This is a genomic window from Haloarchaeobius ordinarius (genome assembly GCF_051801355.1).
In the GTDB taxonomy this organism is placed as follows: Archaea; Halobacteriota; Halobacteria; order Halobacteriales; family Natrialbaceae; genus Haloarchaeobius.
Genome location: NZ_CP196560.1, coordinates 782377 through 803410, shown reverse-complemented (window position 1 = coordinate 803410; position 21034 = coordinate 782377). Strand labels below are relative to the sequence as shown.

Genomic DNA, 21034 nt, shown 5'->3' with positions numbered 1-21034 from the left:
CGACGGTCAACAGTCACCGCGTAGCGACGGTCACAGGTTCTCCGCCCGGGTGCTGGCCCGCACTGCCACGTCGGCGATGGTGCCGCCGCATTCGGCGGTCCGGGCGAGGCTGTCGAGCCCGCGAACGAGTGCACAGCTCTCCGTCGCCGACAGGTCCGCCGACTCCAGCGACGCGTCGAAGAGTGCCTGCTCCATCGATTCGATGTCGGCGAGCGTGTCGTCTCGTCTGTCCAGTGCCGCGTGCGCCTTCTCGACTTCGTCCCCTTTCAGCACGGCCGTCGTCGCGTCGTCGACTACCTGTCGGGCGTCGTCGGCGAGTCGTTCGACGTCGGACGCGACCTCGTCGGGTACCGGCTCCGGGAGGGTGTCGCCGACGCGGGCGAGTTCGACACCCGTCTCGGATACCCGTTCGAGCTGTCGAGCGGTGTCGTGGTAGTCGAACATCTCCGGGCGGGAGATGCCGAGTCGGTCGACCTCACCGAGCGATATCAACGAGCGGTTGAAGTGGCGAGCTATCATCCCGGAGAGGCGGTCGACGTCGTCACCGCGTTCTCTGAGCTGGTCGTGCACGTCGTCTCTGGCACCCGTGAACGCCCGCATCGCCGTCCGGTGGACCGAGAGCGCGACGAACTGGAGCTGGACGACGGACTGCCGGATGGAGACGTCCGAGGCGTCGAGCAGGTTCTGGACGGTCAGCTCCTCGGGTTCTTCGACCAGTAGCTCTGTCCCCACGAGGTCGCCGACTAGCGACCGGACGGCGCGTCGTTGTTCGTCGGTGAACGATTCGAGTGGCGTCAACGTCACCGTCTCGAATCCGATGGCGTGTGCGGCCCCGAGTGCCCGCGTCACGAGTTCGGGGTCGTCGCCGTCGATTTCGATGCTTGCTCGCGTCAGATTCCCGTTGTCACGGTCCGAACTCCGGACGATTATCGAGCCGTCCGCGTGGGTGAAGAGGTGGACCTCGGTCCCCGCCTCGAGGGCGTTCTCCCGGGCCCAGTCCTTGGGAATCGAGACGGTGTACGTGCCGCCGCCGACTGTCTGTAGTTTGCGTGTCTCCATCTCGCTAACGTCGGTCGAAAACGCGTTCGCTCGCCCGATACCACGCCACGTCAGGTGACACGACTGGTCACCCGAACTTGCCGGTGATGTAGTCCTCGACGCGCTGGCTCTCCGGGTCCTCGAATATCTTCTCGGTGGAATCGTACTCGACGAGTTCACCACCGGTGAGGAACACCGCGGTCTGGTCGGAGATGCGGGCCGCCTGCTGCATGTTGTGTGTGACGATGACGACCGTGTACTCCTCGGCGAGCTGTTCGATGAGTTCCTCTATCTTCGAGGTCGCGATGGGGTCGAGCGCGCTCGCAGGCTCGTCCATCAGGATGACCTCGGGGTCGACGGCGAGACAGCGTGCGATACACAGGCGCTGTTGCTGGCCGCCGGAGAGGCCGAGGGCGCTGTCGTCGAGCCGGTCGCTGACTTCCTCCCAGAGCGCGGCCTGTTCGAGCGAGCGCTGGACCAGGTCGAGTTCCTTCTCGGGCGTCGCTCGCCCGGTCATTCGCGCGATGAGACCGGTCTCGAGGTCGCCGTGCTTGCGCGGGCCGTAGGCGATGTTGTCGCGGATGGACTTCGGGAACGGGTTCGGGTTCTGGAACACCATCCCGACGCGCTTGCGAAGTTCCACCAGGTTCACGTCGTCCTGGTAGATTTCCTGGCCGTCGAGTTCGACCGAGCCGTCGATGCTGGCGGCCTTGATGCGGTCGTTCATCCGGTTGAGACACCGGAGGAACGTCGACTTCCCACAGCCCGAGGGGCCGATGAGTGCCGTGACGCTCTTTTCGGGAATGTCCATCGAGACGCTCTTGAGCGCGTGGTCGTCTCCGTAGTGGACGTCCAGATCGCGGACGGACAGCTTCGTGTCGCTGTCGGACTCGTAGACGGTCCACTCGTCCTGGACCTCCTCTGCTGTCTCGCCCGACGTCGTCGTGGACGACGTGGTGTCGTGCTGTTCCGAGTCTTCGGTGAGGGTTTCGGTTTCGGTCATTGGTTCAGTTTCTTGCGGAAGTAGTATCTCGTGGCGATGCCGATGGCGTAGAACGAGAGGACGATAGCGAGAAGCACGAGTGCGAGCCCCCACGCGTCTATCTTGGCGCTGGTGAGCCCGGCCGTGATGATCGCGTACAGCTGGTAGGGGAGTGCGCTGGTCGCCTGCAGGAGTTCGGGGTTCTGGACGAACGGCGGTGAGGTGATGAACTCGAAGCCGCCGATGACGTCGGCTGTCTGGCTCCCCGGGAGGAACGTCCCGCCAGCCATCGTCAGCAGGATGGGTGCCGTCTCGCCGGCGATGCGACCGACACCGAGGATGATACCGGTGACGATGCCGGGCACGGCGGCCGGCAGGACGACGCTTCGGATTGTCTGCCACTTCGTGACGCCGAGTGCGGCGCTCCCGTCGCGGTACTCGTCGGGGACGGCGAGCATCGCTTCGCGACTCGTGATGACCACGAGCGGGAGCAGCATGAACCCGAGCGTGAGCATCCCCGAGAGCAGCGACTTTTGCCCGCCGAAGCGGGGGACGAGGAACGCGAAGCCGAACAGCCCGAAGACGATGCTGGGCGTACTCCAGAGCGCGTTGGTCGCGACCTCGACGACCTTGGTGAACCGGCCTTCTTCGGCGTACTCGCTCAGGAAGATGGCGGTACCGACGCCGAGCGGGACGGCGAAGAGGACTGAGCCGATGACCAGCCAGATGGTGCCGACGATGGCCGGGAGGACGCCGTTGTAGTCGTTGAGCAGCGCCACGCCGTTCATCACCATCGGCCAGGAGACGGGCCAGACGATGGTGTAGCTGAAGCCGAACAGGGCGATGGTCGAGGAGGGACCGACGCCGAGGCCGACCTCGATACCCTTCGTGACGCCCGGCAGGCCCTTGACGACCACGAACACCACGAGGCCGACGAGTATCAGGATGATGGACGTGACGGTCAGGTAGATGAGGACGTGTGCGCCCAGGTGGCGACCGCGGGCACCGAACCCGCCGTAGGCTTTCGCCGCCGCCCAGCCCACGTAGAGCGCGCAGAACAGGACGACGACCGGGGCGACGATGTCGTAGAAGAACACCGCGTTGAGGCCGATGGGTTCCCACGACCACTCCGGGCCGATGAGTCCGGTGAGGAAGACGAGTCCGGCGAAGATGGACAGTGCACCCGCGGGCAGCGTCGAGCCGAGGTCCTCGCGGGGGAGCACCGTCGTCAAGAACGCGCCACCGCCCGTGAACAGGGCGACGATTAGCCAGCCGATGAACCCGAACCCGAGCGTCTGGGACCCGAACAGGCCACCGATGACGAACCAGACGCCCGAGAACGCGGTCGCCGCGACGAGGCCCGCACTCGGGAGCGGATTCGTCTCGACGAACTCGAGGTACGAGGCCACGCCGAAGCCGACGACGAGCAGCCCGGTGACAGTGAGTAGCCCACCGAGGAGGACAGCCATCGGGAGGCCGACGACGGGCTCGGTGACGGGCAGGAGCCCGAACAGTGCAGCCAGACCGAGTGCGAAGACGATGGCGGCGAGTCCGACCGTCGCACCAGCGATGAGTTCGACCGTCGACGTGCCGTCACGAACCAGCTTGGACCTGTTGAGCGTACTCATTATTCGTTCCCCCCGAGGTTGCGCTGCATGCGCGCCTCGATGTACTGCGAGCCGATACTGAGGAACAGCACCGTGATGAACAGGATGACGCCGGCCACGAACAGGGCGTTGAACTGCAGGCCGTGGGCGTCACCGTAGCGCGACGCGATGAGTGACGTGAGCGTCTCGTACCCGTAGAAGACGTTGTACAGTGGTTCGGCGATGTCCGGCGAGTTCCGGAGCATCACCGTGGCGGCCATCGTCTCGCCGATGGCGCGGCCGACGCCGAGCAGGACTGCCGCCGAGACGCCGGAGAACGCCGCCGGCAGGGTGATAGTCGTCATCGTCTGCCAGTCGGTCGTCCCGAGCGCGAGCGACCCGCTTTTCATCGACTCGGGGACGCTGTTGAGCGCGTCCTCGGCGACCGAGACGACCGTCGGGAGCGCCATCAGGCCGACGACGAGGCCCACGAACAGGTACGTACCCTGACCGTTGAGGTCGAACGCGTCCGACGCCCAGGGGCTGAGGATGGTGAACCCGATGAACCCGTACACGATGGAGGGGATACCGGCGAGAATCTCGATGCCGGGCTTGACGAGTTCACGGACCGTCGGCGGGGCGATCTCGCTGATGAACAGTGCGGTTGCGACCCCGAGCGGCCCGGCGACCAGCGTCGCGATGATGGTCACCATGACCGTCCCGTGAATCATCGGGACCATCGAGAACGTCTTCGTGCTCACGGGGTCCCACTCGGTCCGGGTGAACAGTTCGAGACCGGGGACGGGGATGCCGAACAGCGTCCCGGTCGCACTCTCCAGCATCGGCCACGCCTCGAGGAAGATGAACACCGTGATGAGGCCGAGTATCAGTATCGTCGAAGCCGTCATCGTCAGCGTCACTGCGTGTGCGGTCACGGGCTGATGCCTGACCCACCCGTACCCGACGGTCAGCACGAAGACGAGGACCGCGACGGCCGTCCACGGGGACATCACGATGAAGCCGGCCAGTGCGCCAAGCAGGCTCACCAGGCCGATGATGCCTGCCGCGAGCACGGGTGGTTCTGTCTCGTCGACGACCTCACGGACGTCGGCCAGCCGATGCTGGATGGACGTCTGCCATCCTGTTGAATCGGATTCAGTCATTGTATCGGTTTCACGTATCGAAATAGTATGAGACGGGTACGAATCGCGTCACGTTCGAAAGTACGGTACTACGGGGCGACCGGAGACAGGCAGATTACGCCTGGCTCGGCAGCTTGCTCTTTTCCTTCTCGATGTCCTTCGTCGGGAGCGGGATGTACTCGACACCCTCGACGAAGACCTTCTGGCCGAACGTGGTCAGGTGCATGTTGATGAACGCGGCCTCACGCATGTCCGTGCCCTTCGGCGTCTCGTCGGTGATGGTCGTGTACATGTGGAGGTCACGGTTGAGCGGGTACGCGGAGTCGAAGATGGTGTTCTCCGCGTCCTTGCTCGGCTCGAAGAGCGTGCCCTCGAACTCGATGGCGATCGGGGCGATGCCCGAACCCTGGAACGCGAGCGCCATGTAGCCGATGGCGTTGTCGTTCTGCTGGAGGACCGTCTTGACCTGCTGGTTCTGGCCCTTCCGGGTGTCGACTTCCATCGGTGCCTCGGCGTCGCCGAGCATGTTGAGGCGGAAGGAAGTGTCCGTCCCGGAGCCCTCGGCGCGGCCGACCACGAAGATCTCCTCGTCGGGGCCGCCGACTTCGCTCCAGTTCTGGATGTCGCCCTGGTAGATGCCGCGGACTTCCTCGCCGGTGAGCTGCTCGACACCGGCGTCGTAGATGGCCTGGCTCACGAAGACGGGCTGGCCGTCACGGCCGACGACGTGGTCGACGTACTTCTCGTCGCGCTCGGACTCGGAGATACCGAGTTCGGCCGTGATGGGACCGGAGGAGTTACCGATGTCGACGAGGCCGTCGCGGACGGACTTACAGCCGGTACCGGAGTGGCTCAGACCGATGCTGGTCGCGAACGGCGGGCCAGCCTGCTGGCCCGTCGGCTCGAAGCCGTAGAGGCTCGCGAAGTAGTCGGCGAGGCGCATGCCCTCTGCGCCGTTGCTCTTGAGCTCGTCCCAGCCAGGGACGGAGGTTTCGTCGTTCGCACCCCAGTACTCGCCGTCGCTCGACGGCGCGTTGGAGTTCCAGTAGGAGCTCCCCTTGTTGGAGATGGGGTAGACCGTCGAGGACCCTTCGGCGGTCAGCATCGACGTGTCCATGCTCTCGGACTCGTCGCCCGAGCTGTCGCCGCTGGTGTCCTCCCCGGAGTTCTCGTTGTTGGTGTCGTCGTTGGAGGCGGGCGTCTCGGTGTCCTCGCTCCCGCTGTCACTCTCTCCCGTACAGCCAGCGAGACCTGCTGCGCCGACCGCACCAGATGTCATCAGGAACTTGCGCCGTGATACCCCGTCAGCCAGACGCTTCGAGTCTTGCGTCATCACCCGAAATCTACGTGAGCCTAATAAAACCAGTTTATAATAGGTGTCTACTACGACACATAATAGAATAGTCCCATATCGGGGGGTACAAACCACTAATAGTCCTCTCTAACGGGTATTGACCGATATATAGAATTGCGGACCAGTGCGTCCACGCCGGGCGCGTGGCGTCGGAACCGCCGTCTTCCTCGTCCAGCACGTATCTATACCATGACCACGGTCCCTCCTGACATCGAAACCCGTCTCACGAGCGAGCCACCTCGCGTCGCCTACCTCTCGACCTGTGCCGGAAACCGGCCGCACGTGGCTCCCGTCTGGTACCGCTACGACGACGGGGTGGTCGAAATCGTCACCACGGGCCGAAAACTGGCGAACATCCGGGAGAACCCGCGGGTGTCGCTGGCCGTCAGCGCCGAGACAGCGGGCGTCCCCGAGTGGACGGTCACCCTGCGGGGCACCGCGACGGTCGTCGACGACCCGGCCGAAACCGAGGACGTGAACGCCAGAATCAATCGCCGGTACGGGATGCCCGCGGACGCCTGGCAGGAGAACACACTGGTGCGTATCGCGGTCGGTTCGGCGAGCCTGCGGACGTACTGACGCGACTCAGAGGAAGTCGTCCGCACCGCGCATCGTCTCCGCCAGCGCGTCGCGCTTGTGGACTGCCGCGTTGCCCGACTGCGAGAGTGCACCGGTCACCACGTCTTCGGCACCGGGGAGCGTGTCGTGTGTCTCGACGAACGCGGCGAGTGCGAACTCTGTTTCGCCTGCGCCCGTGAGTGCACGGGCGTCCGCACGTGAAACTCTAGCATCTATCCAGTCGCGGACGATACGCCGACCCTGTGGGGCCAGCGGCGAGACGCCGTCCAGTCCGAGCAGGTGTAACACCTTCGCGGCGACCATGGGTGCGACGCCAGCCTCGTGCCCGGCCGCGTCGATGGCTGCGCCACCGGCGTAGGCGTCGACGACGGTCGCCGCGGCCTCGGCACCGCAGGGGAGGTCGGCCTCGTACTCCACCAGTCGCTCCGTGAGCGTCCGGTCCGTCTCGTCACTGGACGCGATGCCGCGGTCGCGCTGCTCCGTCGTCACACACAACCCGTCGGCGATGTCCGACAGCGCCATTGCTACCTCTTCTATCCCAATGAAATAAAAATGGAGTGGTTCGCCAGCCGAACCCCTTCGTTTCGAGTCGAAACAGAATATCGCCACTGCTTCCTCTCTCGATTTTCTCCGAAATTCTAGTTCGCATGAGTACTTTCACTCCGGACTCCGACGCACAGCAGAACCGACCGGTTACCGGTTGCTTGCTGGCCCCGTCGTCGGCCGTTTTCCTCGGAACCGTCTCTCGTTTAAATAACCTCTCGGCGCGTAGTTCCGAGTATGAGCAAAGCGATGCAGAGCTGTCCGGAGTGCAGTAGCGCCCTCGAACGTGACCGCGACGAGACCATCTGTGGCGAGTGCGGGCTGGTCGTCGGCGCGGACCGAATCGACCGCGGGCCGGAGTGGCGGTCGTTCTCCGAGGGGGAGGCGTCGGGTAAGCGGACTGGTGCACCGCTCACGCGGTCTCGACACGACCGCGGGCTCTCGACCGAGATAGGGTACGGCGATTCGGACACCCGACTCACGGGACGAAAGCGTCGGACACTCACGCGACTCCGCCGCCAGCACAACCGGGCTCGAATCGCGACCAAAACGGACCGTAACAAGGTGTACGGCTTCACAGAGATCCGCCGTATCGTCGGGTCGCTCTCGCTCCCGCGGAGCATCCGCGAGCAGGCCTGTACCCTGTTCGAGTCCGCCCAGAACGAGGACCTGCTCCGTGGACGGTCCATCGAGGGCTTCGCGGCGGCTGCCGTGTACGCCACCTGCCGGGTCCGGTCCATCTCGCGGACGACCGACGAAGTCGTCGCCGTCTCACGAGCCGACGAGGCGGAACTGCAGGTCGCCTACGACGCCATGAACCGCGACCTCGGCCTGCCCACCGGCCCCATCGACCCCCGGGAGTACCTGGCTCGCTTCGCGACCGAACTCGACCTCCCGCGGTCGGTCGAACGTCGCGCCCGGGAACTCGTGGCCGCGGCGCTCGACGACGGGCTCGCCTCGGGCCGGAACCCGGGCGGATTCGCCGCCGGGTGCCTGTACACCGCCGCGAGACGGGAGAACGTCGACCTGACGCAAGCCGAAGCCGCCGAGGTCGCAGACGTCTCGACGGTGACCGTCCGCTCTGCGTTCTACGCTGTCACCGACGACGAGTAGGCCCTCGCCGCGGCACGACCGCCGCCGCGAGTTCGTCGAACGCGGCCGCCACAGGGCCGTCGGGCTCCAGTGCGCGAACCGGCCGCCCCATCCGCCCGGCCCGCCGGACCACGTCGCACTCGGGAATCGACGTGACGGGAGCCCCGAGGGCCCGCTCGACGGCCGCCACCGGAGGCTTCTCTCCGGCCCTGTTGAGCACGACCTGTGCCATCCCCGCGTCTAACTCCCGTGCCAGTGCTCGCGTCCGCAACGCGTCGGGGAGCGCGAAGGCGTCGGGGAGCGCGACCAGCACCGACCGGTCCGCGACCAGCAGGGGGATGCCCGCGTCGGCGGCGAGTCCAGCCGGGCAGTCGATGACGACGTCGCCGTAGGCCTGTTCGACCGCGGCGACGGTCCGCACGAGTTCGGTCACGTCGGCGGCGCGGGCACCGGCAAGGCTCCGGCCACACGGGAGCAGCCTGACGGGGCCGTCCTCCCGAACCGCTTCGACGGGAGTCGCCCGGCCCGCAAGCACGTCGTGGAGGTCTGGCCCCCGGGACACCGGGAGGTCGGCCATCCCGAGGTCCCCGTCGACTACCACTGCACCGGTCGCGGCCCCGAGGTTGTACGCGACCGTCGACTTCCCTACGCCGCCCTTGCCGCCCGTGACGGCGAGCCTCATCGCGCCTCCATGTCCGCCGCCAGCCGCCGTGTCCGGTCGGCGACCGCCTCGACTCGCTCGCGGTCTCGGTCGGTCGTCTCGTCACGGGCTTCGAGCGCGTCGAGCCACGCAGTGACGGCTCGCGGGGGGGTCTGCGACGGTTCGGAACGCCGGGGTGCCGGCACGACGTCACCCGGCGGTGTCGGGTCGCCGAGCGTCCGGACCAGACCAGCGGCCGAGTGTGGGAGTGTCCGCTCTGCGGGCGTGGTCGGTTCGGCGGCGAGGACCGACACGAGCGATGCCCCGTCCGACACCGACTCCGGCGCGTCGGGGCTGGCGAAGCCGACCCCGCGGACCCCTCTCGCCGGGACCACCAGCGTCACCGAGCCGTCTTCCCACCCTGCCTCGGGGAGGCCCTGTCGGCGCGGCGGCCACACCGTCTCCAGGGCCGTCGTGAGCGTCACTTCGCGCGGTCTCGTCCCGTCGTTCGCGACCGTCGCCGCCACGAACGTCACGCACTCCCGTCTGTCCGTCTCGACGTGTAGTTCGACCATGGCCAGTCTGGTCGCCCGTTCGGATTTAAACGATGACGACGGGGGCGTCGAGCACCCGGGCGGCGTGGGCTGGCGAGTCGAACCGGTCGCAGGTGAGGACGACCGGCGCGTGGAGTGGTGCCAGCCGAACGACGGCGAGCGCGGCGGTCACCGGGTCGCCGTCGAAGTTCGCCGGAGGTGTCAGCGTCGTGGACCCCGGCATCCCCTCGTCGTCGCGGTCTCCGGCACCGTTCGGAATCGCGTCGACTGCCACGACGAACTCGTCGGTCACCTGGGTCGCCAGCCACTGCGCCGCCTGCCGCCGCAGGTTGTCCCGCCGGTCGACCAGCCGGAGCGTCCGCTCGCGGTCGTCACGACTCGCCCGGACGGTCCGACGGACCTGCGCCAGCGTCTGTTCGGCGGCGATGCGTCCCGTCTCCACGTCGGTCAGTTCCAGCAGCGTGTCGCGCAGCGCTGTCTCGGTCTCGTCGGTCCGTGCATCGACCTCTCGCCGCGCCCGCAGTTCGCCCTGGAGCGTGGCGACCTGCTCGCGAAGCCGGTCCTCCTCGGCGCTCGCGTCGGCGACCTGGCGCCGGGCGGTTTCGAGGTCGACCGTCGGCTCGTCGCGCTCGCCCAGCGCGGCTTCGACCTCCCGGAGCTCTCCCGATTGCGGCGGTTCCATGCCCCGTGCCCGGGCGACTGCGGCCAGCGCTTGCCGGAGCGAGAATCCCATCTCCGGGCCGACGAGCGCGACGTGTTCGTGGACCGGCCCCGGCGTGGGTGCATGGACCGAGAGCCCCTCGACCGTTTCGCCCCGGATAGCGGCCGCGAGAGCCGCCGGCTGGAGGTCCCTGTCCCGAAGGTCTATCGCCCGTCCCGGCCGGACCCAGCCGTCTCCGACGACCGTCGTCGTCCCGTCCCCCGCGCCGGCTTGCGGTCCGTTCGGCACCGTCACAGCTCTCGGTCTCGCATCGTGTGGGGTGACGGATGCTCCGTGCCCGCTGCGAACTTCGCGTACGGCGTGTACGGTGAGTCCCGCCCCTCGAACGCCGCCGCGGCCCGCCGAGCGCGCTCGAACCGTGACTCGAACTCGTTCAGCGGTTCCGTCTGTTCGACCTGCACGTCGGTCCCGTACTTCCTCCGCAGTCGCAGCGCACAGAACGCCCCGAACTCGGTCGCCTCGAACAACGCTGCCCGTCCGAACCGTCGCACGACCACGTCCTCGTGCGTGTTACAGACGTTGCGGAGCGTCTGTCGCGCCGCCTTCGAATAGGTGATGACGAGGAACACAATATTCGTTGAAAATATGGTGTAAAATAGTGTTCGGTCGACAGCCGGAACCGAACCGCCGCCGAGGCCTCACTCCGAGACGCGCTCCACGTCGAGCACTTCCGGCGCATCCGTCCACAGCGCCCGGGCCCGTTCTCTGGCCTCGTTCGGCCCTGCCGCGACGACTACCACCCCGCGCTCGTCCCCCTGTACGTGATACACCGCGAGGTCGGGCACGTCGAACTCACTGACGTACGTCCGCAGGATGGCCTGCACGCGTTGCTCCAGCCCGGCGAGGCCGACCTCGCCGCGCTCGAACTCGCCGAGGACCTCCTCGACGTTCCGGATGGCAGAGATTCGGTCCATCAGGTCGTCCGCAGGTGGTCGGTGCGTGGCTCGTACACCTCGCCTTTCTGTTTCAACTTCTCTATCTCGTGTTCCGCCTTCGACTGGTCCATGCCGATCTCGTCGGCCCGCTCTAACACGACCTCGACGGGCGCGCCCTCGTCGTAGTCCTCCTCGATGTCGCTGATGAGGGCCTTGAGGTTCTTGATGCGGTCGCGCTGACTCTTGGACTGGCCGGTCTCGATGACGTCCGCGTCGAACTCACCGGTTTCCGGGTCCACCCCGATGTTCTGCAGGCACTCGCGCACGATGGTGATGACGCGCTCCGCGTCGGACTCCTCGACCGTATCCGAGAGTCGCATCCGCGCCGACGCCTCCGACAGCCGCACCAGCGCCTCCAGCTTTCGGGCCGTCACCGGCACCGGGGCGTCCTCGTCTTGCCCCTTCGAGCGCAGGTCCACGTAGAACTCCCGGATGGCTTCCCGCGCCTCCTCGGTCATCCGCGGGTAGCAGTTCTGCTTCGCGTACGCGATGTACTTCCGCACCAGGTCCGCGTCGATGTCCGGGTCGACGTTCTCGGTCATCGCGGCGACCTCCTCGTCGCTCACGTCGTGGTTCGTCATGTGGTTGCGCTGCGTGTGCAACTCGCCCGCGTAGTTCGTGTTCAGGATGTGGTCCGCGAGGTCGCGGTCCTTCTCCGGGTTCGGGTTGTCCGTCACCGTGAAGATGAGGTCGAACCGCGAGATGAGTGCCGGCTCCAGCTCTATCTGCTCACCGATGGGCTCGTACTGGTCGAACCTACCGTACTTGGGGTTCGCCGCGCCGAGGAGCGAACAGCGGGACTTGAGTGTCGCGTTGATGCCCGCCTTCGAGACCGAGATCTTCTGCTGTTCGAGGGCCTCGTGCATGGCGGAGCGGTCCTCGGAGTTGTGGACGACCATCCCGTTCGCGACGAAGTTGTGGGTGCCTTCGACGGTGAGGTCGTAGACTTTCGCACCCCGTCGAGCCTCAATCTCGTTGAGTTTCTCTCTGAGTTCAGCTCGAATCGTCTTGATCCTCGAGATAGCTCTCTCCCTGACCTCATCGAACCTGTCTGTCTGGACTGTCTCGCTGAACCAGCGCGAGACTGTAGACCCAGCGACGCTGAGGTCGGAGGCAATGGTCTGGAACGAGATACCGTAACGGCCCAACTCCGTTCGCAGGGTTTCCCAGTCTGTTGCCTCGCTGGGGTCCGTCGAGAGTACCTGCTTCGCCTGCTCGATTGCTTCCTCACTCGAACAGCCGAGCGTCTCAGCGATTCCTTCTTTGAGGAGTGCGATTTTATCGTCTTCATCGGTCGCTGAAACTCTGTCGACGGACGTAACACGTCGCCACTTCACGTTTCCTCGAACGAGATTGCTGAGCGTGGTGAGGTCAGTCTCTGCGACGGAGGTGATGATCTCCACAAGACGGTCCCTGAGTGTCTCTTTCAGAGACTCGCTGTCTCCCCATCTGGACGAAATCTGCTGTTGGGAGAATACTGTTCCTTCCGCGAGCTCCGCCTGTGAGACGTGATAGCGGCTCTTGAGGAGAGCGAGGTCACTCCACTCCACATCCGCTACTCCATCGAGGTCTTGCTTCGCGGTGGTACGTCTGGTCTCGAACCTTCGGAGGACCGTCCGAGACAGTCGAATCGAGATGTTCGCATCTTCCTTCTCGAAGTTGCAGTACGTCGCGTCGTCGATCCCACACTCGGACTGGTACAGTCTGAGTGACGTTCGGGCGTCTTTCAGCACCGAGCCACAGTTCGGAATAACGTTGAGAATCGTTCGGTCTCCAGACACCCGCCCGACAACAGCTTGCAGGGACTCCTGTTTTCTGGTCAGCGTGAACCCAATCCTGTCGTGGAACCGGCTCAATGAAGTCGCGTCGGTAATCGTCAGGACGTGCAGGTCGAGTCTATCACTCTCAGAACGTTCACGCTTCTCTAGCTGACTCGTGATTCCGAACTCTAACAGGAGGTGTTTCACTCCCATGAGGAGTTCGTAGCTTGCGGAATGGATACGGACGTGGCGTTCGCCAACCGATGCTTCGCTGTCGGCGAGTGCACGGACGAACGCGGCCTTCGTCTCCCGAGATGCTTCAGTCACGGATTCGGGGAGACGTTTCCCGTCGTACGTCTCCAGATTCATCCCAGCGGTGATTACGTCGTCGGCGTGGCTCTTGCCCGGTAATCGGACCGTCTCGACACCGTCGTCGCGCTGCTCACTCGGGGGGCGAACTGAAGACGCGTCGAATGCGGCTTCACAGACGCGCTCGAAGTCGGTGAGAAGCTCTGCTTCAGCGTTCGTGAATCGGATTCCATACACACCCGCGTCCCGGTCGTAGTAGAGATTCCCATCGCCGGCAAGGTACCCGAGTACCGCACCGAGTGCAGGAGTAACCGAATTCTCTGGAAGCGAAGAAGGCGATTCTGCTGTCACGGCACCGCCATCCGTGAACTCCGATGGAATCTCACGCGGAACGTACGTCCAGTCACCCGCTTCGAGTTCCACCGCAGCGCGCTCGACACGTTCGCCGTCTTCCAGCACGAAGAACGGGTGGTCGTCGGTCGCCGTCAACCGCTCTCCAGTTTCCAGAATTACTTCGGTTAACTCGTCCGGGGCGTCGTACTCATGAATCGCCGTAATCGGACGGCGAACGAGAGACCCGTCTTCGTCCATCGTCCAGGCTTCGAGGTCGCCACCACGAATAGTCCTCCCCTTGTCTAATTCTTCTATTTCACCGTAATTTGCCACTTCATGGGCGAGGTCGCGGATTCTGGAAATTCGACCATCTCCGAGATGAACCAGACTGTCCCCGGTCACGCATCGCATCTTGTCGAGCTCGTCCACTGCTGCGATTCCCTGGTCAGCGAGCACGAGTGCGCCGGCTTCGAGGGTCCACTGCTGGCCGTCGCCGAAGTCATCTCTCACAGCTGCAGCAGTAAGGCCGGCGCTGGAGCTACCTTTCCCAGACGTATACACCGAGCGAGGTGCAATATTCTGGATATATCCTAACATTTGAGATTTACCCGTGCCCGGGTCCCCTATCAGCAGCATGTGCAGGTCGCCACGAATCCGGGAGCCGTCGGGGAGGTGCTTGGTGACGCCGGAGAACAGCTGGAGCATCATCGCGAGCTTCTCCTGTTCGTAGCCGAAGATGGAGGGGGCGATGGAGCCGACCATCTGCTCGTAGATGTCGGGCTCGTTCGAGAGGGAGACGATCTCTTTCTTGTCTTCCTCGGTTATCTCCATGTCCTCGAACTGCTCTTCGTCGACCTTCACCGAGACACCCTCCATGTAGTGGTCGAAGATGGGCGACTTCTCCTGCTGGTTGCCCTGCTGTTCGAGGCGGAGGATGCCGGTGCCGGCGACGTGGTCGCCGGGGGTGACTTCGCCGGTGATGTCGTCTTCGATGTGGATGTCGATGGCCTGTGGCGTCTCGCCGCCGCGCAGGCCTTCGGGGGACTCCTGGACGCGCAGTTTCTGGGCGTCGATGAACTCGGACTGGTCGTGGTTGAGGATGAACGGCCCCTGTCGTTCACAGCCCTGGCATTCGTGGGGTTCCTGGAAGGTGCCGGTCGACTGTGGGATGCGGGTGAGGGTGCCACAGCGCTGGCACTCGAAGGCGGCGACCTCCATCTTGGACTTGACGTCGGTCGCTTTGCGGACGATGCCGCGGACCGTGACGAGGGTGTTGACGTGCCGAGAGCGAAGGTCACGGATCTCGGTGCTGTCCGGCAGCGGGAAGATGCGGACGTGGGCCTGCCCGAGGCTCACGTCGACCGGGAGGTCGTAGAGGCGCAGCGCCTCCTCGGCGTACTCCTGGAGCTGTTCGGGCTGGTTGCGGTAGTCGTCGGCGAGGTCGGAGTCGTACTGGAAGAGGTCGTTCCAGTCGAGGTAGAGCGAGCGCTTCTCGTTGGGGTATTTGCGTGCGAGCTCCCCGATTTCGTCGCGATAGTAGTCACGATAGAACTCCAGAAACGCGTCGACGAGTTCGGCGTTGTCCCCTTGAGCCATTGGACCAGACTAGAGTCGTCTCCGCCTAAGAAGGTTGGCAAACCGGGCCGGAAGTATACGAACCTACAAGTCCGGGCCGGGCGGAGGTGGGGACGATGCGTGCCCGCCTCCGCCGTCTCGTCCCCTACGCCGTGCTGGCGGTCGTCGTCCTCCTGTTGCTCGTCTCGCTCGGTGCGTACGGCTACTTCGACGTGCTGGCGTACGACGCCGCCGAGCCGGTGTCGACGGTGGAAGCGGAGTACGAGGTCGCGGTCGAGCGCGCCCACGGCGGCTACGTGATTCGTGACCCCGACGCCGAGACCGAGACCGTCGGACTGGTGTTCTACCCCGGCGGACGGGTCGAACCCGGTGCCTACGTCGAGACGCTCGCACCGCTGGCGGCCGAGCACGACGTGACGGTGTACGTCCCGAAGATGCCGCTCAATCTCGCGGTGCTGGGCCAGGGGAAGGCGAACGCGGTCATCGACAGTGACGACACGGTCGAGACGTGGTACGTCGGCGGACATTCGCTCGGCGGCGCGATGGCCTGCCGGTACACCGCGAACAACCAGAATCGCGTCGAAGGGATCCTGCTCGCCGCGTCGTACTGCGACGTGTCGATTGCGGATTCCGGGCTGGCGGCCCTCGCGGTCACCGGGACCGAAGACGGCGTGTTGAACCGCGACCGGTTCGAGTCGGGCCGGGCGAACCTTCCCGGAAACGCCACGTTCGTCGCCATCGAGGGGATAAACCACGCCCAGTTCGGGAACTACGGTGCCCAGTCGGGCGACGCCCCGGCGACGATTTCGACGGCTGAGGCACACGACCGGTTCGTCGAAGTTGTCGTCGGGTGGCTGTGTTCGGAGGGAGAATCAGTTGGTTGTACGGTTCGGGCCGGTCGTTACGACGGCTCGAGATAAAGAGATGGGCTGGCCCAGATTTGAACTGGGGGTACAGCGTCCCAAACGCTGAAGGTTACCAAGCTACCCCACCAGCCCGCTTTTACATATCAGTCCCATCCGATGTAAAGCGTTTCGTTCCACATCCCCTCTCCCCACCAGTTACCACACCTCTCGATTTATCCGTCCAGCGGTCTTCGTTTCGGCATATGGTCACGACGCTCGAACTCGCCATCGTCGTCCTCGTAATCGCCTTCTTCGTGGGGGCACGGCGGGTGGTCGACACGGTCAAACCCTTCATCGTCAACACCGTGGTCGGCCTGCTCGTCCTGTTACTGGCGGCGTGGTTCGGTGTCGGTATCGTGGTCACGCCGCTGGTCTTGCTCGTCGTCGCCATCGGTGGGGCTCCGGGGGCGGTACTCGTCCTCCTCCTCCATCTCTTCGACGTGGCGTTCCTCGTCGCGCCGCTCGCCTAGATGCCCCAGATGGTGGCGATGCCGACGGTCGTCACGACCGCGAAGAGGAGCTGGAGCGGCGTCCCGACCCTGGCGTAGTCCGAGAAGCGATAGCCGCCGGGACCGTAGACGAACAGGTTGGTCTGGTAGCCGACGGGCGTCATGAACGCGGTCGAGGCGGCGAAGGTGACCGCGAGGACGAACGCGTAGGGGGACGCGCCGAGTCTGGCTGCGGCGTCGAACGCGACAGGAATCATGAGGACGACGCTGGCGTTGTTGGAGATGACGTTGGTGAGTGCCGCGGTCAGGACGTAGAACAGCCCGAGGACGGCTATCTCGGGGAGGAGGTTCGAGCTCTGGACGAGGATGTCGGCGATGTAGAGCGCGGCACCGGTGTTCTGCATGGCGGTGCCGAGCGGGATGACGCCCGCGAGCAGGACGATGACGTCCCACTGGACCGCGTCGTACACCTCGCCGGGTTTCAGACAGCCCGTGAACACCATCGCGAGGGCACCGGCGAGGGCGCTCACGACGATGGGGAGGACGTTCAGGGCGGCGAGGCCGACGACGCTAGCGATGATGCCGAGGGCGACGGGTATCCTGTCCTCGCGGTAGTCGTGGCGTTCTATCTCCTGGGCGACGATGAAGTCGCGGTTCATGTCGAGGCGCTCGATGGAGTCGGCGGTCGCCTGGACGAGCAGGGTGTCGCCGACCCGCAGGACGATGTTGTCCATGCGCTTTCGGATGAGTTCACCACCACGGCGCAGGGCGAGGACGGTCGCGTCGTACCGCTGGCGGAAGTTCATCGACGTGAGCGATTCACCGACGAGGTCGGAGCCGGGGGCGACGACCACTTCGACGAGGTTCTCGTCGGCCTCGGCGAGTTCGAGTTCCTCCTCGGTGACCTCGAAGTTCGGGACGAGGTCGAACCCCTCGACGTCCATGAGTTCGACCAGCGTGTCCCTGTCGGTGCGGACGAGGAAGATGTCGCCGGCCTGGATGGCTTTCGGGCCGAGCGGTTCGAGGAACACCTCGTTGCCGCGGACGAGCTGGACGAGGTCGACGTCGAAGTCGGTCTCGACGAGGGCATCGCGGACGGTCTGGCCGACGAGCGGTGAGTCCTCGCGCACCTCGACCTCGGTGAGGTAGTCGGCCATCTGGAACTCCTCGGTGAGGTCCTCGCGGGCCTTGATACGCTCGGGGATGAGGTAGCGACCGACGAGGAGCAGGTAGGCGAAGCCGACGACGGCGACCACGACGCCGAGTTCGGTGAACTCGAACATGGAGAAGCCGTCGGCGAGGCGGGCAGAGCCGACCGGGGCGTCGTCTCGGGTCGCGATGTCACGGGCGACCTCGCTGGCGAGGATGTTGGTGGAGGTGCCGATGAGGGTGAGCATCCCGCCGAACATGGATGCATAGGAGAGCGGAATGAGCAGCTTCGAGGGCGATGTCTTGCCCTTGTGCGCGATGTCGGTCACCATCGGGAGGAGGATGGCGACGGCCGCGGTGTTGTTGATGAACCCCGAGAGTGGGGCGACGACGCCCATGGTGGCGGTCAGTTGTTTCGTCTCGGAGTCCTCGGTGAATGCCGCAATCTTGCGCCCGAGAATCTGGATGATACCGGTTCGCTGGACGCCATCGGAGAGGATGAACATCGCGAGGACGGTGATGGTCGCCGTCGAGGCGAACCCCGCGATGCCGAGTTCCGGTGCCGGGCCGGTCTCGGCGCTGCCGAGCAGGTAGAGTGGTCTCGCGATGAGGCCGAGGCGAGCGAGTTGCTCGGTGAGTGGTCCAGTGGCGAGCAACACCACCATGATGCCGAGCGCGGTGATGTCGACCGGGACGGGTTCGGTCGCAAAGAACACCAGCGCGGCGAGGACCAGCGCGAAGACGAAGATTATCTCGGGCGTGAGTGCGACCACACACCGTCGAACGACTGGCCGCAAGAAAAGCCTACGGAAACCGGGAGCACCGACCGTGGTGGCGGGGGGTTCCTCGCGTCGGTCAGGAACCGTTCGTCGCCGAGAACCGTTCGGCGATCTCCTCGTCGGATGCCTCGCCGTCCGACTGGTCGGTGGACCCCGGACCGTCGTCGGTCGGCGCTCCGAGAGCGCCAGTTCGCTCGGCCGTGTCCGGGTCGGTAACCGGTTCGGGGCTACCCAGCGTATCGTCCGGGTCCTCGAGGTCGAGGGCGGCAGTCTCGTTCGCCACGTCGTTGTCGCTCGCGTGCGAGCGTCGCGTCGGGACGAGGTGTTCGACGTCTATCTCTTCGAACATGGTGTCGTCGAATATCTGCTCGAACGTCAACTGGAGTTGCTGGCTGTGGTCGTTCGGGTTCAGGTGGAAGTGTGCGACGGCACCGACCGACGTGAGCCGTCTCCCGAGCACGTGGCAGAACTTGAAGACGACCTCGGGGTCGTTCTCGGCCAGCAGGTCGGTCAGGGAGTCGAAACAGACCGAAATCCCGTGGCCTCCGTCGGCCCATATCTGACAGAATCGGCTTATCTTCTGGCCGAGGCTCTGGAGGTCGCCGGGGTCGGCGACGGTGTCCTCGACGATGGGGTCGCTGAAGTCGGGTTCGCCGGCTCCCACGGACCGGATGGTCTCACCGACGGTGATGATACCTCGTTTCGCCGGCTGGCGACCGCCCGAGAGCGAGCCGAAGTCGATGCTGTCGGTCGCGTTACGCGGGAAGGTCACGACGAGTTCGGCACGCCGTCCCGCCTCGCAGACGTGCATCAACTCGTCACAGTGCTCGCCGGACTCTGACGCCGTCGTCTCGTCGAGCAACAGAACTGTTCGTGCATCCGCTGTCGCCCCTTCGTCCATCATACCTGACACCCAACCCCCCTCGGTTCGAAGACCGAGGTGATTGCGTCCATCGTTGTATTGCTCACTATTAATCACTTCTGGCCGCGTCAGCAGCCGTCGAGTAGCTCGGCGATCTCCTCGTCGGAGGCCTCCGAAACCTCGTCGGGGCGGTCGTACTCCCCGTCACCGACGATAGAGTACTGTGCCTCTTCGCCCCAGCCGTCGGCGAGCGCAGCGATGTCGTCGTCGGTCGCCTCTGCGAACTCGTCGATGGCGTCGGCGTCGGTGGTCTGGCCGATGGTCTCGTCGAAGATGGACTGGAAGGTGGCGACCGTCTCGTCGTCGTGTGCGGTCGGGTCGAGGTGGAAGTGCGCCAGCGCGTCGACCGAGTCGAGGCGGCTGTTGAGGACGTGGCAGAACTGGAAGACCGCTTCGGCGCTCGCGTGGTCGAGCAGTTCGGTCAGCGAGTCGAAACAGACCACGATGTCGAAGTTCTGGCGCTCCCACTGTTCGCAAAAGCGGCTGATGGCGGTGCCGAGGGCCTGCAGGTTGCCCGGGTCCTCGACGGCGTCCATCGGGACGGGAGCCGAGAAGTCGGGGCCTGTCGAGGCGGCCGAGCGCATCACGTCCCCGACGGAGATGACGCCCTTCTTGGCCGGTTGACTCGACGAGAGGCTGCCAAAGCCCGTCTTCCCTGCCTGTGCTTTCGGGAACGTGACCGTCAGCTCTGCGCGATTCGCCGTCGCGCTCGCGTCGAGGAGGTCGCCACAGTAGTCCGCCTCGTGCTCGCGGTCGGTCAGCAACACGTTCCCCGTTTCCCCGATGGTTTCGATTCCAGTCATGATGGTGGAGAGCCGGTCTCCGGACCCCGGACCCCGGTGTTATCGAACGGGAAGGGCAGGATTACTCTTGATAGTTTTGGCCAATTGAAAGGTTTGTAATGAGCGTTGTGGCCCCCTTCGCCGGTGCATCCGGTGATTTCTGGGCTCAGGGGCCGTCAGATAGAAGTGCGCCGAGTTGGTCGACCACGGTCTCGATGTGCTCGCGCGAGGCGTCGTCCGGGGGGAGCGCGAGCCGCGAGGGGTGGTCCGGGCCGAGGGTGTCGAGCACCCGGTCGAGGAGCCCTCGTGATTCCGGCCAGGCCAGCACCAGCTCGTCGGCCTCGTGGTCGACGGTCGCGCTCTCGAGGTTGGCGAGGCCGAAACACGCGTTTCCCATGCAGAGGTTCGGGGGGTCGAGGGCGACCGTGGTATTCCCGTCACGCCACTCGATTCGGTCCGCCGGGAGGACGGCTGCCGGGTGCCCTGCGAGTGCTGTCTCGACGCGCTCGGCGACAGCCGCCGTCCCCAGAGTCAGGTCGCCGTGGTCGGGGACGTATCTGAGCAGTGGGCCGTCCGGTCCCTCGACCACGAGCGTGGAAAGCGTCACGAACCGGTGGTGGCTCTCCAGGTCGAGGAGCGCGTCGAGTGCCGGTGAACAGGCGGGGAGCGAGCCACGGTAGGTCGTCCCCTCGGCGTTCCGACCCGCCTGCGAGAACCCGGCCCGGAACTGGTCGAGGGCCTCGGGGTGGTCGTGCGCCAGTGCCGACTCGCCATCGAGGAGAACCCGGATGGAAGCACCGGCGTCCAGCGCCGCTCGAACCGCCGCGTTCGCCGCCTCGTGCTCGTCAGCGGTCCGGTCCTCGAACCACCCGAGCACGACGACGTGGGTCGGCATCACGGTTTCC

Annotated in this window: 20 protein-coding genes and 1 tRNA gene; 4 read left to right on the top strand and 17 right to left on the bottom strand. The window is 65.3% G+C overall.

The features are described 5' to 3' along the window. Positions 1–30 precede the first annotated feature (30 nt). The 5 genes from ACSC1R_RS04175 to ACSC1R_RS04155 all read right to left on the bottom strand — a co-directional run bounded on the left by ACSC1R_RS04175 (position 31) and on the right by ACSC1R_RS04155 (position 6081). Positions 31–1059 carry an AbrB/MazE/SpoVT family DNA-binding domain-containing protein gene (locus ACSC1R_RS04175; RefSeq protein WP_439027816.1) on the bottom strand — a complete coding sequence of 343 codons (1029 nt, stop codon included), beginning with the start codon at positions 1057–1059 and terminating at the stop codon, positions 31–33. A gap of 67 nt (positions 1060–1126) precedes the next feature. Then, entirely contained in the window at positions 1127–2041 is a 915-nt protein-coding gene (gene pstB, locus ACSC1R_RS04170) for a phosphate ABC transporter ATP-binding protein PstB (protein ID WP_439027815.1), read from the bottom strand. Beyond that, on the bottom strand, positions 2038–3648 hold the full coding sequence (pstA, locus tag ACSC1R_RS04165; protein ID WP_439027814.1) for a phosphate ABC transporter permease PstA: 1611 nt from the start codon (positions 3646–3648) through the stop codon (positions 2038–2040). Before pstA ends, pstB begins: the two co-directional genes overlap by 4 nt. Beyond that, positions 3648–4769, bottom strand: coding sequence for a phosphate ABC transporter permease subunit PstC (gene pstC / locus ACSC1R_RS04160; protein WP_439027813.1), 1122 nt, complete (start codon positions 4767–4769; stop codon positions 3648–3650). The genes pstA and pstC overlap by 1 nt, the downstream gene beginning before the upstream one ends. A gap of 94 nt (positions 4770–4863) precedes the next feature. Continuing rightward, positions 4864–6081: a substrate-binding domain-containing protein gene (locus ACSC1R_RS04155; protein WP_439027812.1), complete on the bottom strand. Its 1218-nt coding sequence runs from the start codon at positions 6079–6081 to the stop codon at positions 4864–4866. 210 nt (positions 6082–6291) lie between these two features. Between ACSC1R_RS04155 and ACSC1R_RS04150 the strand changes: the two genes are divergently transcribed. Beyond that, a complete protein-coding gene (locus ACSC1R_RS04150; protein ID WP_439027811.1) occupies positions 6292–6681 on the top strand; it encodes a pyridoxamine 5'-phosphate oxidase family protein in 390 nt (129 codons plus the stop codon). A gap of 6 nt (positions 6682–6687) precedes the next feature. On the opposite strand, the gene ACSC1R_RS04145 is transcribed toward ACSC1R_RS04150, so the two are convergent. After that, the gene (locus ACSC1R_RS04145) at positions 6688–7203 is read right to left on the bottom strand and encodes a DUF7858 family protein (RefSeq protein WP_439027810.1); all 516 of its coding nucleotides are present in this window, start codon (positions 7201–7203) and stop codon (positions 6688–6690) included. A 258-nt stretch (positions 7204–7461) separates the two neighbouring features. Here ACSC1R_RS04145 and ACSC1R_RS04140 point away from each other — a divergent pair, with 258 nt between their 5' ends. Then, entirely contained in the window at positions 7462–8337 is an 876-nt protein-coding gene (locus ACSC1R_RS04140) for a transcription initiation factor IIB (protein ID WP_439027809.1), read from the top strand. Here ACSC1R_RS04140 and ACSC1R_RS04135 read toward each other — a convergent pair. From ACSC1R_RS04135 to ACSC1R_RS04110, 6 genes are all read right to left on the bottom strand, one after another. Beyond that, positions 8321–8998 carry a nucleotide-binding protein gene (locus tag ACSC1R_RS04135; protein WP_439027808.1) on the bottom strand — a complete coding sequence of 226 codons (678 nt, stop codon included), beginning with the start codon at positions 8996–8998 and terminating at the stop codon, positions 8321–8323. The two genes, ACSC1R_RS04140 and ACSC1R_RS04135, sit on opposite strands and share 17 nt — an antisense overlap. Then, positions 8995–9531, bottom strand: a complete 537-nt coding sequence (locus tag ACSC1R_RS04130) for a DUF7857 domain-containing protein (RefSeq protein WP_439027807.1) — start codon at positions 9529–9531, stop codon at positions 8995–8997. The genes ACSC1R_RS04135 and ACSC1R_RS04130 overlap by 4 nt, the downstream gene beginning before the upstream one ends. A gap of 25 nt (positions 9532–9556) precedes the next feature. Continuing rightward, positions 9557–10465 (bottom strand): DUF7856 family protein, encoded by a 909-nt coding sequence (locus ACSC1R_RS04125; protein ID WP_439027806.1) that lies wholly within the window; start codon positions 10463–10465, stop codon positions 9557–9559. Next, on the bottom strand, positions 10462–10800 hold the full coding sequence (locus ACSC1R_RS04120; RefSeq protein WP_439027805.1) for a DUF7855 family protein: 339 nt from the start codon (positions 10798–10800) through the stop codon (positions 10462–10464). The genes ACSC1R_RS04125 and ACSC1R_RS04120 overlap by 4 nt, the downstream gene beginning before the upstream one ends. Positions 10801–10869: 69 nt before the next feature. Next, positions 10870–11145 (bottom strand): DUF7854 family protein, encoded by a 276-nt coding sequence (locus tag ACSC1R_RS04115; protein WP_439027804.1) that lies wholly within the window; start codon positions 11143–11145, stop codon positions 10870–10872. After that, positions 11145–15164 carry an LAGLIDADG family homing endonuclease gene (locus ACSC1R_RS04110; RefSeq protein ID WP_439027803.1) on the bottom strand — a complete coding sequence of 1340 codons (4020 nt, stop codon included), beginning with the start codon at positions 15162–15164 and terminating at the stop codon, positions 11145–11147. Before ACSC1R_RS04110 ends, ACSC1R_RS04115 begins: the two co-directional genes overlap by 1 nt. A 95-nt stretch (positions 15165–15259) precedes the next feature. On the opposite strand from ACSC1R_RS04110, the gene ACSC1R_RS04105 reads away from it, so the two are divergent. Then, a complete protein-coding gene (locus tag ACSC1R_RS04105) occupies positions 15260–16063 on the top strand; it encodes an alpha/beta hydrolase (RefSeq protein WP_439027802.1) in 804 nt (267 codons plus the stop codon). Between the two features lie 5 nt (positions 16064–16068). Here ACSC1R_RS04105 and ACSC1R_RS04100 read toward each other — a convergent pair. Continuing rightward, positions 16069–16141: transfer RNA gene (locus ACSC1R_RS04100), tRNA-Pro, on the bottom strand. 110 nt (positions 16142–16251) lie between these two features. On the opposite strand from ACSC1R_RS04100, the gene ACSC1R_RS04095 reads away from it, so the two are divergent. Next, positions 16252–16518 (top strand): hypothetical protein, encoded by a 267-nt coding sequence (locus tag ACSC1R_RS04095; protein ID WP_439027801.1) that lies wholly within the window; start codon positions 16252–16254, stop codon positions 16516–16518. Here ACSC1R_RS04095 and ACSC1R_RS04090 read toward each other — a convergent pair. The 4 genes from ACSC1R_RS04090 to ACSC1R_RS04075 form a co-directional block, all read right to left on the bottom strand. Then, the gene (locus ACSC1R_RS04090; RefSeq protein WP_439027800.1) at positions 16515–18419 is read right to left on the bottom strand and encodes an SLC13 family permease; all 1905 of its coding nucleotides are present in this window, start codon (positions 18417–18419) and stop codon (positions 16515–16517) included. The genes ACSC1R_RS04095 and ACSC1R_RS04090 overlap by 4 nt on opposite strands. 82 nt (positions 18420–18501) lie before the next feature. Continuing rightward, on the bottom strand, positions 18502–19329 hold the full coding sequence (locus tag ACSC1R_RS04085) for a DUF7504 family protein (protein WP_439027799.1): 828 nt from the start codon (positions 19327–19329) through the stop codon (positions 18502–18504). Between the two features lie 86 nt (positions 19330–19415). Beyond that, a complete protein-coding gene (locus ACSC1R_RS04080) occupies positions 19416–20150 on the bottom strand; it encodes a DUF7504 family protein (RefSeq protein WP_439027798.1) in 735 nt (244 codons plus the stop codon). A 145-nt stretch (positions 20151–20295) separates the two neighbouring features. Next, entirely contained in the window at positions 20296–21024 is a 729-nt protein-coding gene (locus ACSC1R_RS04075; RefSeq protein WP_439027797.1) for a hypothetical protein, read from the bottom strand. Positions 21025–21034: the final 10 nt, after the last annotated feature.

Bases quoted from the DNA above. Each gene is read 5' to 3' on its own strand.
- ACSC1R_RS04150 (WP_439027811.1), top strand. From the start codon at position 6,292: ATGACCACGGTCCCTCCTGACATCGAAACCCGTCTCACGAGCGAGCCA.
- ACSC1R_RS04095 (WP_439027801.1), top strand. From the start codon at position 16,252: ATGGTCACGACGCTCGAACTCGCCATCGTCGTCCTCGTAATCGCCTTC.
- ACSC1R_RS04175 (WP_439027816.1), bottom strand. From the start codon at position 1,059: ATGGAGACACGCAAACTACAGACAGTCGGCGGCGGCACGTACACCGTC.
- pstC (WP_439027813.1), bottom strand. From the start codon at position 4,769: ATGACTGAATCCGATTCAACAGGATGGCAGACGTCCATCCAGCATCGG.
- ACSC1R_RS04080 (WP_439027798.1), bottom strand. From the start codon at position 20,150: ATGACTGGAATCGAAACCATCGGGGAAACGGGGAACGTGTTGCTGACC.
- pstB (WP_439027815.1), bottom strand. From the start codon at position 2,041: ATGACCGAAACCGAAACCCTCACCGAAGACTCGGAACAGCACGACACC.
- ACSC1R_RS04130 (WP_439027807.1), bottom strand. From the start codon at position 9,531: ATGGTCGAACTACACGTCGAGACGGACAGACGGGAGTGCGTGACGTTC.
- ACSC1R_RS04110 (WP_439027803.1), bottom strand. From the start codon at position 15,164: ATGGCTCAAGGGGACAACGCCGAACTCGTCGACGCGTTTCTGGAGTTC.
- ACSC1R_RS04115 (WP_439027804.1), bottom strand. From the start codon at position 11,145: ATGGACCGAATCTCTGCCATCCGGAACGTCGAGGAGGTCCTCGGCGAG.
- ACSC1R_RS04135 (WP_439027808.1), bottom strand. From the start codon at position 8,998: ATGAGGCTCGCCGTCACGGGCGGCAAGGGCGGCGTAGGGAAGTCGACG.
- ACSC1R_RS04155 (WP_439027812.1), bottom strand. From the start codon at position 6,081: ATGACGCAAGACTCGAAGCGTCTGGCTGACGGGGTATCACGGCGCAAG.
- ACSC1R_RS04085 (WP_439027799.1), bottom strand. From the start codon at position 19,329: ATGATGGACGAAGGGGCGACAGCGGATGCACGAACAGTTCTGTTGCTC.
- ACSC1R_RS04140 (WP_439027809.1), top strand. From the start codon at position 7,462: ATGAGCAAAGCGATGCAGAGCTGTCCGGAGTGCAGTAGCGCCCTCGAA.
- pstA (WP_439027814.1), bottom strand. From the start codon at position 3,648: ATGAGTACGCTCAACAGGTCCAAGCTGGTTCGTGACGGCACGTCGACG.
- ACSC1R_RS04145 (WP_439027810.1), bottom strand. From the start codon at position 7,203: ATGGCGCTGTCGGACATCGCCGACGGGTTGTGTGTGACGACGGAGCAG.
- ACSC1R_RS04075 (WP_439027797.1), bottom strand. From the start codon at position 21,024: ATGCCGACCCACGTCGTCGTGCTCGGGTGGTTCGAGGACCGGACCGCT.
- ACSC1R_RS04105 (WP_439027802.1), top strand. From the start codon at position 15,260: ATGCGTGCCCGCCTCCGCCGTCTCGTCCCCTACGCCGTGCTGGCGGTC.